General features: G+C 60.8%; 16 protein-coding genes and 3 tRNA genes. 9 read left to right on the top strand and 10 right to left on the bottom strand.

The features are described from left to right. Positions 1–28: 28 nt before the first annotated feature. A complete protein-coding gene (locus tag VLL26_RS06450) occupies positions 29–580 on the bottom strand; it encodes a nicotinamidase (RefSeq protein WP_342318313.1) in 552 nt (183 codons plus the stop codon). Between the two features lie 64 nt (positions 581–644). Continuing rightward, positions 645–720 (bottom strand) — tRNA-Lys (locus VLL26_RS06445). A 211-nt stretch (positions 721–931) separates the two neighbouring features. On the opposite strand from VLL26_RS06445, the gene VLL26_RS06440 reads away from it, so the two are divergent. The 6 genes from VLL26_RS06440 (at position 932) to VLL26_RS06415 (ending at position 6,228) form a co-directional block, all read left to right on the top strand. Continuing rightward, on the top strand, positions 932–2,119 hold the full coding sequence (locus VLL26_RS06440) for a L,D-transpeptidase (protein ID WP_342318312.1): 1,188 nt from the start codon (positions 932–934) through the stop codon (positions 2,117–2,119). A gap of 153 nt (positions 2,120–2,272) precedes the next feature. Further along, positions 2,273–3,304 carry a metal ABC transporter substrate-binding protein gene (locus tag VLL26_RS06435; protein WP_342318311.1) on the top strand — a complete coding sequence of 344 codons (1,032 nt, stop codon included), beginning with the start codon at positions 2,273–2,275 and terminating at the stop codon, positions 3,302–3,304. Further along, on the top strand, positions 3,305–3,928 hold the full coding sequence (locus VLL26_RS06430; RefSeq protein ID WP_342318310.1) for a metal ABC transporter ATP-binding protein: 624 nt from the start codon (positions 3,305–3,307) through the stop codon (positions 3,926–3,928). After that, on the top strand, positions 3,925–4,737 hold the full coding sequence (locus VLL26_RS06425) for a metal ABC transporter permease (protein ID WP_342318309.1): 813 nt from the start codon (positions 3,925–3,927) through the stop codon (positions 4,735–4,737). Before VLL26_RS06430 ends, VLL26_RS06425 begins: the two co-directional genes overlap by 4 nt. After that, entirely contained in the window at positions 4,734–5,552 is an 819-nt protein-coding gene (locus VLL26_RS06420; RefSeq protein ID WP_342318308.1) for a metal ABC transporter permease, read from the top strand. Before VLL26_RS06425 ends, VLL26_RS06420 begins: the two co-directional genes overlap by 4 nt. Before the next feature lie 10 nt (positions 5,553–5,562). Then, the gene (locus VLL26_RS06415) at positions 5,563–6,228 is read left to right on the top strand and encodes a metal-dependent transcriptional regulator (protein ID WP_342318307.1); all 666 of its coding nucleotides are present in this window, start codon (positions 5,563–5,565) and stop codon (positions 6,226–6,228) included. A gap of 49 nt (positions 6,229–6,277) precedes the next feature. Here the strand turns inward: VLL26_RS06415 and VLL26_RS06410 are convergent. The 8 genes from VLL26_RS06410 to VLL26_RS06375 form a co-directional block, all read right to left on the bottom strand. Continuing rightward, positions 6,278–6,353 (bottom strand) — tRNA-His (locus tag VLL26_RS06410). A 51-nt stretch (positions 6,354–6,404) separates the two neighbouring features. Further along, complete coding sequence (orn, locus tag VLL26_RS06405) at positions 6,405–7,031, bottom strand: oligoribonuclease (protein ID WP_342318306.1); 627 nt, start codon at positions 7,029–7,031, stop codon at positions 6,405–6,407. Positions 7,032–7,033: 2 nt separating this feature from the next. Beyond that, on the bottom strand, positions 7,034–7,840 hold the full coding sequence (cmrA, locus tag VLL26_RS06400) for a mycolate reductase (RefSeq protein ID WP_342318305.1): 807 nt from the start codon (positions 7,838–7,840) through the stop codon (positions 7,034–7,036). A 13-nt stretch (positions 7,841–7,853) separates the two neighbouring features. Then, positions 7,854–8,081 carry a helix-turn-helix domain-containing protein gene (locus VLL26_RS06395; RefSeq protein ID WP_342320165.1) on the bottom strand — a complete coding sequence of 76 codons (228 nt, stop codon included), beginning with the start codon at positions 8,079–8,081 and terminating at the stop codon, positions 7,854–7,856. 10 nt (positions 8,082–8,091) lie between these two features. Continuing rightward, positions 8,092–8,679, bottom strand: a complete 588-nt coding sequence (locus VLL26_RS06390) for a hypothetical protein (protein ID WP_342318304.1) — start codon at positions 8,677–8,679, stop codon at positions 8,092–8,094. Positions 8,680–8,791: 112 nt separating this feature from the next. Continuing rightward, positions 8,792–9,100 carry a transcriptional regulator gene (locus VLL26_RS06385; RefSeq protein ID WP_342318303.1) on the bottom strand — a complete coding sequence of 103 codons (309 nt, stop codon included), beginning with the start codon at positions 9,098–9,100 and terminating at the stop codon, positions 8,792–8,794. After that, positions 9,097–9,516 (bottom strand): hypothetical protein, encoded by a 420-nt coding sequence (locus tag VLL26_RS06380; protein ID WP_342318302.1) that lies wholly within the window; start codon positions 9,514–9,516, stop codon positions 9,097–9,099. Before VLL26_RS06380 ends, VLL26_RS06385 begins: the two co-directional genes overlap by 4 nt. A gap of 501 nt (positions 9,517–10,017) precedes the next feature. Further along, positions 10,018–10,094, bottom strand: a tRNA-Arg gene (locus tag VLL26_RS06375). 56 nt (positions 10,095–10,150) lie between these two features. On the opposite strand from VLL26_RS06375, the gene VLL26_RS06370 reads away from it, so the two are divergent. From VLL26_RS06370 to ettA, 3 genes are all read left to right on the top strand, one after another. Then, the gene (locus tag VLL26_RS06370) at positions 10,151–12,139 is read left to right on the top strand and encodes a cytochrome c oxidase assembly protein (protein ID WP_342318301.1); all 1,989 of its coding nucleotides are present in this window, start codon (positions 10,151–10,153) and stop codon (positions 12,137–12,139) included. Positions 12,140–12,291: 152 nt separating this feature from the next. Then, entirely contained in the window at positions 12,292–12,795 is a 504-nt protein-coding gene (locus VLL26_RS06365) for a single-stranded DNA-binding protein (protein WP_342318300.1), read from the top strand. Between the two features lie 68 nt (positions 12,796–12,863). Next, positions 12,864–14,534: an energy-dependent translational throttle protein EttA gene (gene ettA / locus VLL26_RS06360; protein WP_342318299.1), complete on the top strand. Its 1,671-nt coding sequence runs from the start codon at positions 12,864–12,866 to the stop codon at positions 14,532–14,534. Positions 14,535–14,536 lie beyond the last annotated feature (2 nt).

The raw sequence follows: 14,536 nt of genomic DNA, 5'->3' as shown, positions 1-14,536 counted from the left end.
CACTACTCGGAGCGGGCTTTTCTCTCGCTCAGGCCAAGGTCGCGCCGGCGTTTTCCAACTCGTGTAGGGCGCGTTCGCCGCGCTCCTCGCTGACTGGGGCGCAGAGCTCGCGCAGTACCCGGACAATGAATCCTTCCTTCAGGCCGTCGAGGGCGGTGGCGCGCACGCAGTGATCCGTGGCGATGCCGCACACGTCAAGGGTGTCCACGCCTTGTTTGCGCAGCCACTCGGCGAGGGGCACTCCTTCGGCAGACCCCTCGAAACCGGAATAGGCGGCGGTGTATTCACCTTTGCGGAAAAACGCTTCGATCAACGAGGTATTGATTGGCTCGCGGATCGCTGCGCCCTCAGTGTCCGCGACGCAGTGAACGGGCCAGGTGTCGGTGTAGTCCGGGTTGACGGAGAAGTGGATGCCTGGGTCGATGTGCCAATCCTGTGTGGCCACCACGTGGGTGTAGCCGTGCTCACCTGAGATTAACTCCGCAACTTTCGCGGCGATCTCATCGCCGCGTGTGGTCGCTAGCGAGCCACCGGGGCAGAAGTCGCCCTGAACATCCACAATGACAAGTGCTGTAGCCATGTGGGTAGTCTAGCGGCGAAAATAAAAACAGGCCGGGCTTTGTATCGCCCGACCTGTGTGCATTTGGTGCGCCACCAGGGACTCGAACCCCGAACCCACTGATTAAGAGTCAGTTGCTCTGCCAGTTGAGCTAGTAGCGCTTATCTAGTTTGTTTCTAGTTTGTGTCGCCCTCGGCAACGAAGAAAAATATAGCACCCATGCTTGGCAAGTATGAAATCACCAGCGCACAATGGTTTTTTCAGCAATAATTGAACGGTTGTTTAACAAATGGATGAACCTGGGGTGGACACGTTAAAGTACGAGGTGAAGCAATCAGTTGGGTATCGAGTTCGCGGGTTAGGTCGTCAAATTTGAAGAAGGTTAGAGTACTGCGCAAGGCCGCAGCAGTTGTGGTCGCTATGTGGATGTGTGCTGTCGGGGTGGCGTGTACGCAGCCGAACGCCAGCCTGTCTAGTGATGCAGCTATCCAGGAGGTTGCCCAGGAGTCGGAAAAGTTGCAGCCGCCGGTGATTTCCATCGCTGATGGTGAGACGGATGTGGCGCCGGGGGAACCTGTCACAGTGGAGGCCTCGGCGGGGTTAAGGGCCCTGATTTTGACTAACGACGCCGGCAAGCGGGTTGCTGGTGAGTTCAACGAAGGCATGTCTAAGTGGACGACGACCGAACCGCTCGGTTATGGCCGCACCTACACCTTCGAGGGGGTTGACCGCGAAGGAAACGAGATCGACACCTCTTTTAGCACTGTCGTACCGGTGGCTCAGACCACTGGTTACTTCGGTCCCGTGGAGGGCTCGATCGTGGGGGTGGGCCAGGCGGTCACAGTGCGTTTTTCTACGGCGCCGCCAGACCGCGCCGCGGTAGAGGAGGCTATTTCCGTGCAGACCTCCAACAATACCGAGGGTGGTTTTTATTGGATCGACCCTTATGAATTGCGGTGGCGGCCGAAAGATTATTGGCAGCCCGGAACCTCTGTCACCGTCAAGGCTGATCTTTATGGCCGTGATTTGGGTGGGGGTGTTTACGGCGCCAAGGATGTAGAGACTAGCTTCACCATTGGAGATGAGGTGATTACCCGGATCGATAACGCCACGAAGACGCTTACGGTGGTGCGCAATGGTGAGGCTGTTTATTCTTTCCCGGTCTCTCTCGGTACGGACGGGAAGTGGGACACCCCCAACGGGATCTATGTGGTGGGTGACCAGCACAATGCGTTGACCATGGACTCGCGCACCTACGGGTTGTCGCTTGATGCTGGTGGTTACGTTACCGACGTGAAAAGTGCGACGCAGTTGTCCTACTCGGGCATCTACGTCCATTCCGCCCCGTGGGCTATGTGGGCGCTGGGTGGCACGAATCAATCCCACGGCTGCATCAACGCGAGTCCGGACAATGCGGCCTGGTACCTCAACAACGTCAAGCGCGGTGACCCGGTGGAGATTAGCAACACCTACGGCGGCACGCTCAGCGGCACCGACGGTTTGGGGTACTGGAACATACCCTGGGAGCAGTGGAAGGACGGCAACCCTAACCTTAAGTAGGGCATCCATGGATCGCGGTGGCGGTCTGCGCTAGAAAGTTCAATGATTTGAAACACATATTTCTACACACCTGCTTTTAAGTGTTAGTGTTGCTGAGAATGTTTATGGCGTTCGGCGGGGGCGGCGTCGACAAGCACTAGCGAAAGGACTCCTATGGCTCTCAAGCGCATTCTCGTGGCTCTCGCGGCATCCCTTGCCCTGACCTCCTGCACCACGACCGCAGAAGGCGAAGACAAGCTCAACGTCGTAGCAACAACTACACAGATCTGTGACTACGTGAAGAATCTAGATCCGGACGAAGAACTCGACCTGACCTGCCTGCTTACCCCGAACGCCTCGGCGCACGAACACGAGATGACCAACGAGCAGATGAACGCACTCAACAGCGCCGACGTTTTGCTGATCAACGGCGTCGACCTTGAACGCTTCATGGATCAAGCCATCGCCTCCTCCGGGTTCAGCGGCACGATGACCGTGACCAGCGGATACGAAGGGGCCGCTCCCGAGTGGGACTTCGACGTCGATGAAGGCTTAGAGTCAGTCGACATCGCCCCGTGGCCTTTCGACCCGGAGCCTGGCGAGGAAGCGGAGTTTGCCTTCGACCCCCATGTATGGACAAGCCCCCGCGGCGCCATGATTCAAGTGAGAAACATCGCCGCAGCCCTCGACAAGGCAGCCGAGACCACCGAGTGGAGCGAGCGCGCCACCGACTATCTTTCCCAGCTCGACGAACTAGATGAGTGGGTCAGCGCCAGCGTCGAAAGCGTTGCACGCGAAAATCGCGTCCTGTTTACCTCCCATGATGCCTTCGGCTACTTCTCCCGCGACTACGACATTGACTTCGTCGGCTCGGCGCTTTCCGATTTCAACGCCCAGCAGGATGCCACCGCCGCGCACATCAAACTTGGCGCAGAGCAAGTCATTGAGGCGAACGCCAAGGTGATCTTCGGCGAAAACTCCAACAACGCCAAGTCCATTGAAGCTGTCGCTCGCGCCGCGGGAGTGCGCGCCGTGACAGGTGGCGACGCTCTCTACGGTGACTCGCTCGGCCCTGAAGGTACCGACGGAGCAACCTACATCGGTTCCATCGTCCACAACGTGACCAACCTTGTTCGTGCCTGGGGCGGGGAAACCGCGCCCCTGCCCCCAGCGCTTGCTTTCGCGCAACCGCAGGAGGCCCTGTAGATGACGGTGACGTTCGACGAGGCCAGCTTGGGATACGGCCGCGCCGTAGTCCTGGAAGGCGTGACGTTGAAGGTCAACCCCGGGCAAGCAATCGGATTGTTAGGTTCCAACGGTTCCGGTAAGTCCACCGTGCTCAAAGCCACCGTAGGGCTGTCCGACGTCATCGCCGGAAACGTGCGGGTGGGTGGGCAGGTCGGCTACGTCCCACAGCAGGCAGACACCACCCCGGATTTTCCAATCACGGCTGCTGAAGTCGTCGGCCTCGGGTTGGTGCCGCAGCTTAAACCCTTCGGGCGTATCGGAGCCGCCGGGAAGCGTCGTTGCCTTGAGGCCTTGGAGCTCGTGGGGCTTGCTCCCCGGGAGCGTTGCCGCTTTTCGGATTTAAGTGGCGGCCAGCGCCAACGTGTGCTTGTGGCGCGAGCAATAGTTGCCGATCCACCCGTGTTGGTCCTCGATGAGCCTTTCAACGGCTTGGACACCGCGAATAGGAAAGCGCTGATTGACGTGCTGGAACAGCAAAAGCGCAACAAAGTCGCGGTGATGTTGTCCACTCACGATCTTGAATTGTCGGATGCGGTGTGCGACACGACCTTCACAATCGCCGGCGGGAGGGTAAAAAGTTGAGCCTCGCCCCGTGGGTTTTACGTCCGCTTATCATGCTGCTTGCGCTGTCGTTAAGTTCCGGGCTTGCCGGAACACTAATCAACCTGCGCCGTGGCGAGTTCGCCACTGAGGCGCTGTCGCACGCGGTTTTTCCCGGAATCGTGATTGGGTTCATCGTCGCCGGCTTGGACGGGATCATTCCGGGTGGGGCTGTGGCAGGAGCTGTTGCAGCGGCGGTTCTCACCCTCGCCGGCAAGCGTGCTGGGGAGGCGGACGAGGCGGGAACCGCACTGACCCTCTCGACGTTCTACTCGGTTGGCGTCGTGGTTTCCCTCGCGTACTCGGACAAGTCCGGGCAACTTGAGGCCCTCATGTTTGGTCGTCTTTTGGAGCTGTCCACGCAGCGTTTGGTGCAAGGTGTCGTCGCCTGCCTCATTGCGGTGGTGCTCATTGCGGCGTTTTGGCCAGCTCAGGTGGCAATTTCCTTTGACCGCAACGGTGCCCGCGCGGCGGGTGTTCGTCCGGCCTTCCAGGACGCGGTTTTCAACGCGGCGATTGCCGCGGCTGTTGTGGCAGGTGCCGCGGCGGTAGGGGTGTTGTTGGTGGTCGGCTTTCTCATTATTCCGGCTGCGGGGGCGCGGCTGCTGTGCAATTCGCCGCAGTCGATGGCTCTGTGTGCTGTCGGTATTTCCGTTGCCAGCGCGTTGGTGGGAATGTGGGTGGTTACCCAGCCGCTGTCGCGCCCGGTCTCCCCGCAGGCGTGTGTGATCGTGGTGTTGTTGGGGGCGTTTCTTCTCGCCGCGGCCTTCGGGGCGGTGAAGCGATCGTGACTTGGTGGCATCTCAATTATCTTGCGGTGTGGGAGGTGGTCCTTGTTGGTGCGGCCACGGGGATTATTGGAGCGTATGCGCTGATTCACCGCCGAATCTTTTTCGCGGAGGCAGTCTCCCACGCCACCTTTCCCGGTGCGGTCATTGGCGTGGTCATCGGCGCTGCCGTGGCTCCCCACTACATCACGGAGTTTTTGTTCGTCGGCGCGCTCGTGGGTTGTGCAGCGTTGGCGGCGGCCATGGCGGGCCTTAGCAGGCTGCCTGGCATGACCAGCCAGTCGTCTGCGGGCATTGTGTTGTCGGCCGGTTTCGGTTTGGGGTATTTCGCCGCCACCTGGTTTAAGCCGTTGCCGGTGCGGGTCGAGTCGTTTTTGACTGGCTCGGTGCTTACGGCGAATACGTCGGATGTCACCGCGGCGGGAATTGTTTTCGCCCTCGCGGTGGTTGCCCAGTTGTGGGCGGGCCCGCAGTTAGTTGCGCTCGGCTTTTCAGAAAGCCTTTTCGTGGCGCAGGGTCGCTCGCGCATGCTTTACGACGTGTGCGTTCTCGCCTTGATCTGCCTCGGCATTGTTGTGGCGATTCCGGCTGTTGGCACCATTGTCTCTATTGCGCTGCTCGCGGCCCCGCCGGCAATTCTGCGTCCCTGGGTTCGTTCCCCGGTGGTGCTTATTTGGGCGGCGCCTGTCGTCGGCATTGCCATCGGTGTGGTTGGGTTGTTGTCCTCGCAGGCGTGGGGGCTTTCTTCCGGCGGCATGATTGCCGTGTGGGCGGGTGTCGTTTACGCACTGTCCTTGGCGGCGCGCCGACTCGCCTAGTATCGGGGTTATGGATGTCTCCTCTCTGCCTGCGAAAACCCAGGACTATTTGAAGATCATCTTCGATCTCACCGAACGCAGCGGCATGTCCGCCGCGATGGGGGAGATTGCCGAGCGGATGGGGCAGCGCCCGTCGACGACCACGGAGGGCATCAAGCGCCTCGCTGAGAAGGGTTTGGTCAACCACGAGCCTTATGGGGACATTTCGTTGACGGAGGCTGGCCGCGCGATCGCGATGGTGATGGCGCGGCGCCACCGTCTGCTGGAGACGTACCTGGTGGAGATGCTCGGCTACAGGTGGGATGAGGTGCATGAGGAGGCGGATAATCTTGAGCACGCCGTGTCCGACACGTTCATTGCGCGTATCGACGCCCTGTTGGGCCACCCCACTCGCGATCCTCATGGTGACCCCATCCCGAACGAGAAAGGGGAGGTGGACGTTTTGCAGGTGCAAAGCTTGGCTTCCCTTGCACAAGGCGCCAGTGGCACCGTGGAGCGCATCCACGATTCAGATTCGGAGCTTTTGCGCTACCTCGCGGAGATGGGTATTCGGCCGGGTGTGTCTGTGACGATGACTGGCACACGCTTTGCTGGTATGAGGCTGGTGCGCGCCGGGGAGAAAGAGGTTGCGCTTGCCGACGCAGCCGTGGCCTCCATCGATATCACTACGCACTAATTGGCGGTTGATAAAGCACACGGCCCTGCATGCGCAGGGCCGTGTGCTTTGGGGTGGCTGACGGGGCTCGAACCCGCGACACCCAGGATCACAACCTGGTGCTCTACCAGCTGAACTACAGCCACCATCGCTGCCGAAAAAGGCAGCGGGTAACACCTTAGTATGAGGTCACGTTTTTACAAAAACCGCTGGTAGGAATCGGTGGCGGCGTGGGCGAAGCGGGCGGCTTCCGCGGCGTCCGGGCCGGGTTCGGCGACGAAGACGCTGCGGCGATAGTAGTCGAGCTCCCGAATGGAATCGACGATGTCTGCAAGGGCTCGGTGCTGCAGGCCCTTTTCGGGCTGGTTGAAATAGGCCTTGGGGAACCAGCGGCGGGTCAGTTCCTTGATGGTGGAGACGTCGATCATGCGGTAATGAAGGGCGGCGTCCAGCTTCGGCATGTGTGCGCGAATGAAGGAGCGGTCGGTGGCGATGGAGTTTCCGGCCAGGGGGGCGGGGTACTTCGGGTCGCAGTGCTTCGCGATCAGCTCGATGACTGCCGCTTCGGCCTCCTCGATGCTGGTGGTGGAGGCCTTGATGTCTTCTAATAGGCCGTTTTCGGAGTGCATGTTGGTGACGAAATCGTCCATCTGGGCCAACTGCTCATCGGTTGCGTGGACGACGACGTCGATGCCTTCGTCGAGGATGTTGAGCGCGGCGTCGGTGACCAGCGCCGCAACCTCAACGATGACGTGGCGTTCGGGTTCGAGGCCCGTCATTTCCAAGTCAACCCAGACGATGCGGTCGGTTTTGCCTGCCATCATCTCTACTCCTGTCCCATCTGTGCGTAGAACTTGCCCACAATCGGGGCGATGAGTCCGCGCGGGCCGTAGGTGGAGACGAAGTCCATGGTTTTAGACAGGGGGCCGGGGACGACGCGGCGGCGGTTGCGTCGTAAAGCGTTGAGGGTGTCGCGCGAGCAGGACTCGTAGGTGGTCCAGAGGAAATCCGGCACGACTTTGTCCACGATGGTCTGTTCCTCCTCGGGCACGACGGTTTCGCGCACGGGGCCAGGGGCGAGCAGTGTGACGTGTACCCCGGAGTCCTTCAACTCGTAGTGCAGCGCCTCGGTGAAGGTGTTCACGCCAGCTTTGGTGAACACGTATGTGGCGTTGTTCGGGATCGGGATGTTGCCGGCGGCGGAGCCGACGTTGCACAGTGCGCCCTCCCCGCGCGGAACCATCTGGTCCAGCACCGCCTTGGTGATGCGAAAGACCGCGGTGGCGTTGAGGTTAAATTGGTCGGTTTCGTACTGCCAGTCCTGTTTCATGAAAGGGCCGAAAGAGGCTATGCCGGCGGAGTTGATGCAGATGGAGATATTGCGGGTGTTGATGTGTTCGACAAGCGCGCTGACATCTCGCTGTTTGGATAGGTCTGCGGCGAACACTTCGACGTTGACGCCGTGGCGTGAGCTGAGTTCCTCAGCCAGGCGAACCAGGATTTCTTCACGTCGGGCCACGACAATAAGGTTGTGGCCTGCGGAAGCGAGGTCGCGGGCGATCGCCTCGCCGATGCCCTGGGACGCGCCGGTGATCAACGCGTAGGTGTCGATGTTGGGGGAGGGAAAACTCATGTACCCCAGCGTACTAGTCGGGCTGTGCAGGCTCGGCGGTCTCGCCGGGCTCGACGGTGAACAGGTCGCCGGGTTGGCAGTCGAGGGCCCGGCACAGCGCCACGAGCGTCGTGAAGCGCACTGCTTTCGCGCGGTTGTTGCGCAGCACGGACAGGTTGACCGGGGTAATACCCACCTGCTCGGCGAGCGCGGCGCCCGTGATGCCGCGTTCCTCGATGAGGCGGTCCAGGTGGCAGACCACGCGGGGTTCGCTAGACAAGCCCGTCGACCTCCTCCTCCAGCTTCGCGCCACGCTTCACGACGCTCACCAGGACGCCCAGGGTGATCATCAGCGCGAACGCCGGGGCGATGTCGGACAGGGGAGTCCCGGAGCCCGTGTTCCACCAGTGCTCCACTCCCAGCTCGCGCGCCGCCATGTTGTTCGCCAGTCCCTCTACGCCGAGGCGAATGAGGATCCATGCACCGACCCCCCAGCTGGCGATGGTGAGGGCCCGCGCGTTCGCGGCGGTGAAGACGCGGCCCGTCGCCATGGGGACCAGAGCCTTGGCGATGAACGCCGCCATGACTGCGAGGGCGGCGAACTTCAGGGTGATCGCGACGGTGAGGAAGGTTGCGGCGCCGCCGGAGAGCTCGCTGGCGAGCAGGCCCTGAGGCAGGGCGGGGGAGAGGCGGGTGATGAAGGAACCGGTGCGGGCCATGTGGATGATCTCCGGGACGCACCAGATGACGGTGCCGACGAAGATGGCGGTCAGGGACTGAGCGAAGTCGTTGCGGGTTCGTGCGGTCATGGGGGTGCTCCTATCGATATTCGATATTGTCGTGAATCGATAATATCGCAATTCGATATGCGTGCAAGGTGGAGGGCATCGATTGTGCGGGCGCACTTGACGGATGTGCTGCGTGTCCTGGGGTTTTGCCCGGCGAAACGCACATCGGCCGAGCGGGGCGCGCCTACCTCTGGGCGATCTCGCGCAGCGCCGCCACGTGCTCCTCCAGGGCCTGCTTGCCCCGGGTAGTCAGCGTGACCCAGACGGTGTCCTTGGCGCGGGTTGAGCCGTACTCGCGGAAGCGGGTGACATAGCCGGCCTGCTCGAGGGCCCCCAACTGTTTGGACAAGGCGGCGTCGGAAAGCTCGGTGAGCTCGCGCAGGCGCGCGAACTTCATCTCGTAGCGCGCCTCGCCCTCGGTGGCGTCGGCGGCGTTGAGTGCGACGCAAATGGTCAGTTGGTTGATGGGGTGGATGACGGGGTCGAGGCTCATGGACGACGCAGCTCCCGGTACGAGAAAACCATCGCGCCCACCGCGGTGGCCGCTGCGACCGCGCCCGAGACCCAGACGTTTCCGGTGGGGGTGAAAATTATCAATGCAGGGACGAACATGGACGGCAAGAAGGCACCGCGCTGCAGCCACTCGTCGGGTCGCACCTGCTGCTTCATGGCCAGGCGCACCCCGCGCCTGCGGCGGTCGGCGGCGACTGGGGCTGCAATGGCGGCGACGAAGAACCCGAACGCCCACCACCACAGCTCCTGCTTCGCGCAGAACACCATGAGCCCCAGCAGGGCGCTAGCGGCCACCGTCATTGGCCATGTTGAAGGTGTCGCGGCCGCCCGTGATTCCACGTCGCGCACGGCCTGCAGCGCCTCAAGAGCTTGCTTGTTTTCCACAATGGAAAACATAGCGCAGGGTTACACCTCGTGCATCTTTCCGTCTGAAGTCACGACATAGTTGACACCGCGTGCCTGGGACTAAAGTTGTGACGGTTGCCAGATCAACCGCGCCATCATTGACACTTCAATAGGGGGAAACATCATGGGGTGATGGTTGACAGCCCAGTTGCGACATGGTTGACAAGGCCAACCCGGCCCAAGAGCGGCGAAGGGGTGCGGTGACAGTTACCGACCCCGCGGTCAGACCGAGGTAAAAGGCGAGGCCGACGGTGCGGAGATCACAGCACCCACGTCGCTCGCCTGAGACCTTCCCCAGGCAGTCTGGGAAGTGGTGAGTCGTGAAATTTGTGGCGCATCCCGCAAGGGCCTTACGCCCTGCGAAAACCATGAAGGGCCCCGTCCCGGACCTCAAAAACTCAAAACCGGCGCCCCCGGAAAAGCAAAAACCGAGACACCGGTTTGTCCACCATGTCGCGACTGATCTGTCAACTATGTCGCCACCGATGACAATGGCGCCCCCGGCAGGATTCGAACCCGCGACCAGCCGGGTAGAAACCGGATGCTCTAATCCACTGAGCTACGGAGGCAGCGCGCTTAGTGTAGCAGTTGGGTTCCCGGCTCCACCGAAAGTATGGTTAAGCCCATGTCGGAGAAATTATCGGTGCGTGTGGCCTGGCCTTTCTACCTCTCTGCTGTGGTGGTGGGAGCACTTGTCGCCGGTGGTGTGGCGCAGAAGTTTCTCACCGAATCGCTCGCCGTGCTCGGCATCCCCGACCCGGGTGCCATCACTACCTTCGGCCTGCCCGCGTTGCGTGGCGCCGCCTGGATGCTCGTGGCGCTCGCTGCCGGGTCTTTCCTGTTCTCCGCGTTTCTCATCCCGCCGAAGCAAAGCAGCGCGGATTTAAACGGCGCGCGTTTGACTGTCGACGCTCACCTGGCGGCGCGTGCGGGCGGATGGGCGTCGATAAGCGTTGCTGTGATCTCTCTTTGTATGATTCCGCTCGTGCTTTCCGACGTCTCCGGCACCCCCTTTGCCTCCGTCGTACTGCAACCAGCGTCCTGGGAGATTGCCCTGGCGCAGGTTTCCGACGCCCGCGTTTGGCTCATCGTCGGCGCGATCTCCTTCGTGGTGGGGGTGGCGGCCTTGATTAGTCACTCCTGGTGGTCGCAGGTGGCGCTGTTTTTTGGCTCGGTGTTGTCGATCATGCCACTGGGGCTGACGGGTCACTCCGCGGCCGGCGGCGACCACGACTTCGGCACAAACTCCTACCTGTGGCACCTCGTGTTTATGCTGCTGTGGGTCGGTGCCCTCATGGCGCTGGTCGCCCACGGCCGCAGGCTCGGCCCCAACCTTGCTAACGCGGTTGAGCGCTACTCACGCATCGCGCTGTTCGCCTTCGCCGTCATGCTAGTTTCCGGTCTGGTCAACGCGGCGATCCGCGTGCACCCAGAAGATCTCACCACCTACAGCTACGGTCGCGTGCTCATCCTCAAGGCAGTTGGACTGGCAGTGCTCGGGCTGTTCGGTTTCGCGCACCGCCAAATTACCATCCCGCAACTGCGGCGCACCGAAACCGGGTTTGTGCGTCTCGCGCTCGTCGAGGTTTTCGTCATGGCTTCAGTCACTGGGTTGGCGGTCACTCTCGGGCGCACCCCGCCGCCGCCTCCACGCGATCCGAACCTGTCAGAGATGCAGCTGAAGATGGGATACGAGCTTAACGAGCCTTTGACCACGTGGAATTGGCTGGGGATGTGGCGCCCGGAGCTTCTGTTTAGCGCAATTGCCGTACTATTTGCGGTGTACTACTTGTGGTTAGTGCGCCGCGTGAAAAACTGGCCGGTGGGCCGCACCGCGTGGTGGCTTACCGGCAATGCAATCACAGTAATTACGCTGTCCTCCGGTATCGGGCTGCACATGCCGGCCTCTTTTACCGCGCACATGGTGGTGCACATGATCCTCTCCATGGCAGTGCCGGTCGCCCTCGTCCTTGGCGCGCCGCTGACCCTAATCAAAAGTGCGTATCCGGAAGGGGAGTTTAATGCCCGCCTGTGGGTCGAAAGCTTCGAGCGCTCCCGCTTCCTTAAAATCATCACTTTCCCGCCGGTCTCTGTGGTGCAATTCGTGTTCATCTTCTACGTCATGTACGTCTCCATTCCGCTCTACAACCTGATGATCTCCGAGCACGCCGGGCACGTCATTATGAACGCCGTCTTCCTAGTGTCTGGGTACTTCTACTTCTGGGAACTGATCGGCCCGGACCATATCGAGGGCCGGGTATCCGCGCGGGCCCGCCTGGCGTGGCTGTGGGTGTCCATGCCCATCCACCTGTTCATGGGCGTGTACCTGATGCAGCTCAACGTGGTCATGGGGGAGGAGTTTTACCGCTCGCTCATGCTGCCGTGGCAGCCGGATTTGCTCGCCGATCAAAAGGTCGGCGGCGGGATCGCCTGGGCCTCCGGATCCTTCCCACTCGTCATCGTCTTTGGCGTGCTGTTTTGGGCGTGGCTGGTTGAGGACCGGGAGGAAACCCGCGAGGTTGATCGCCGCGCCGCGGAAAACGACGACGAGGAGTGGCACCGCTATAACGAGATGCTCGCCCAATACTCCAAGATGAGCAACCAGGGCAAGTAAAACCCGAAGAATTTTCGGCATGTGGACAATTTCCGGGCTTTTCCACAGGCTTTTTCTTCTGTGCCTTCCCTGTCGGTGGCCCATGCGTGACACTGGGGCGCACTGGGCCGAAACCGCGGCTCAGGTGCTCGTCATCAAAAAAGGGGGAAACCATGAGCCAAATGCCAGTCACTATCAGCGGAAACCTGACCGCCAACCCGGAATTTCAAAAGTTTGAAGAAAGCGGCGCGAAGCTGTGCAAACTCCGCGTCGCCACCTCCCGCCGCTACCGCACAGAGGAAACCGACGCCCAAGGCAACCCGGTTTGGAACGACACCGACGTTCTTTACGTCACCGTGGAATGTTGGGGCCAGCTCGCCGTCAACGCCGCCGTTTCCCTGCGGAAAGGTTTCCCGGTTCTTGTCACCGGCTTGTTCGTCTCTGAAAGCTGGCAGAAGGAGGTCTTTGACCACTTGGGCAATTCTAAGGAGGAAACGCAATACAAAACGAAGCTCAAGGCCAGCCGTATCGGTTTCGAGTTGAGCAACTTCCAGGTTTCATCGGTGCGCACCAACGTTTCCGGCAACACGTTGGAGGGCCAGGAGAAGATGGAGGCGAAAACAGCAGAGGATCTGCTTGCCGCGCCCGCAGACGACGGCGACGCAGCCCCGTTCTAGCAGAACTCGCCGCGTGCTGGTGATGTACCCTGAGTGGAGAATTCTTTCGACTTGAAGGGGATTAACACGTGGCTGAGTTCATCTACACGATGAAAAACGTTCGCAGGGCCATCGGTGACAAAGTCATTTTGGACAACGTCACCATGGCCTTTTATCCCGGCGCCAAGATTGGTGTCGTTGGCCCCAACGGTGCGGGCAAGTCTTCGCTTTTGAAGATCATGGCCGGCATTGACCAGCCGAACAACGGCGAGGCCTTTTTGGACCCGGGTGCCTCCGTCGGCATCCTTTTGCAGGAACCACCGCTGAACGAGGAAAAGACCGTCCGCGAAAACGTAGAGGAGGGCCTGGGGGATATCTTTGAAAAGAAGCAGCGTTTCGAGCAGATCGCTGAGGAGATGGCCACCAACTACTCCGATGAGCTCATGGAGGAGATGGGCAAGCTCCAGGAGGCGCTCGACGCCGCTGACGCTTGGGAGGTTGACTCCAAAATTGAGCAGGCGTTGGACGCTTTGCGTTGCCCTCCCGCCGACGAGCCCGTCACCCACCTTTCCGGCGGTGAGCGTCGCCGCGTCGCCTTAGCCAAGCTGCTTTTGCAGGAGCCGGACCTGTTGCTTCTCGACGAGCCCACGAACCACCTAGACGCCGAGTCCGTCCTGTGGCTGGAGCGCCACCTCCAGGACTACAAGGGTGCCGTTTTGGCCATCACCCACGACCGGTACTTCCTGGACAACGTCGCCGAGTGGATCTGCGAGGTCGACCGCGGCAAGCTTTACCCTTACGAGGGCAACTACTCCACCTACCTGGAGAAGAAGTCGGAGCGTTTGGAGGTCGCCGGCAAGAAGGACCAGAAGCTGCAGAAGCGGCTGAAGAATGAGTTGGAGTGGGTCCGCTCCTCCCCGAAGGCGCGGCAGGCTAAAAATAAGGCCCGTTTGGAGCGCTACGAGGAGATGGCTGCCGAGGCGGAGCAGTACCGCAAGCTCGACTTCGAGGAAATTCAGATCCCGACACCGCCGCGGTTGGGAAACAAGGTTGTCGAGGTAAACCAGCTCACCAAGGGATTCGACGGCCGTGTCTTGATCAAAGACTTGTCGTTTACGCTGCCCCGCAACGGCATCGTCGGCGTCATCGGCCCCAACGGTGTAGGCAAATCGACCCTGTTTAAGACGATCGTTGGGTTGGAACAGCCGGATTCAGGCTCGGTCGACATCGGCGAGACGGTCCAGCTCAGCTACGTTGACCAGGGCCGCGAAAACATCGACCCGGAGAAAACGGTGTGGGAGGTTGTCTCCGACGGCTTGGACTACATCCACGTCGGCCAAAACGAGATGCCATCTCGTGCCTACCTGTCGGCCTTCGGTTTCAAAGGTGCTGACCAGCAGAAACCTTCAAAGGTTTTGTCTGGTGGTGAGCGCAACCGCCTGAACTTGGCGCTGACACTGAAACAGGGCGGAAACCTGATTCTGCTCGATGAGCCGACCAACGACCTAGATGTTGAGACTTTGGGTTCCCTGGAAAACGCCTTGCAGCAATTCCCGGGCTGCGCGGTGGTCATTTCGCACGACCGCTGGTTTTTGGACCGCACCTGCACCCACATCCTCGCCTGGGAAGGCAACGTGGAGGAGGGCGCGTGGTTCTGGTTCGAAGGCAACTTCGGTGACTATGAGCACAACAAGGTGGAGCGCCTCGGCGAGGAGGCTGCGAAGCCAACGCGTGTGACCCACCGCCGACTGACCCGTTAAAG

The sequence above is a fragment of the Corynebacterium sp. BD556 genome, assembly GCF_038452275.1.
Classification (GTDB): Bacteria; Actinomycetota; Actinomycetes; order Mycobacteriales; family Mycobacteriaceae; genus Corynebacterium; species Corynebacterium mayonis.
The sequence above is the reverse complement of the archived record's forward strand: the minus strand, read 5'-3'. Positions and strand labels throughout refer to the sequence as shown.

Bases quoted from the DNA above. Each gene is read 5' to 3' on its own strand.
- VLL26_RS06450 (WP_342318313.1), bottom strand. From the start codon at position 580: ATGGCTACAGCACTTGTCATTGTGGATGTTCAGGGCGACTTCTGCCCC.
- VLL26_RS06435 (WP_342318311.1), top strand. From the start codon at position 2,273: ATGGCTCTCAAGCGCATTCTCGTGGCTCTCGCGGCATCCCTTGCCCTG.
- VLL26_RS06430 (WP_342318310.1), top strand. From the start codon at position 3,305: ATGACGGTGACGTTCGACGAGGCCAGCTTGGGATACGGCCGCGCCGTA.
- VLL26_RS06415 (WP_342318307.1), top strand. From the start codon at position 5,563: ATGGATGTCTCCTCTCTGCCTGCGAAAACCCAGGACTATTTGAAGATC.
- orn (WP_342318306.1), bottom strand. From the start codon at position 7,031: ATGATGGCAGGCAAAACCGACCGCATCGTCTGGGTTGACTTGGAAATG.
- cmrA (WP_342318305.1), bottom strand. From the start codon at position 7,840: ATGAGTTTTCCCTCCCCCAACATCGACACCTACGCGTTGATCACCGGC.
- VLL26_RS06385 (WP_342318303.1), bottom strand. From the start codon at position 9,100: ATGAGCCTCGACCCCGTCATCCACCCCATCAACCAACTGACCATTTGC.
- VLL26_RS06380 (WP_342318302.1), bottom strand. From the start codon at position 9,516: ATGTTTTCCATTGTGGAAAACAAGCAAGCTCTTGAGGCGCTGCAGGCC.
- VLL26_RS06370 (WP_342318301.1), top strand. From the start codon at position 10,151: ATGTCGGAGAAATTATCGGTGCGTGTGGCCTGGCCTTTCTACCTCTCT.
- VLL26_RS06365 (WP_342318300.1), top strand. From the start codon at position 12,292: ATGAGCCAAATGCCAGTCACTATCAGCGGAAACCTGACCGCCAACCCG.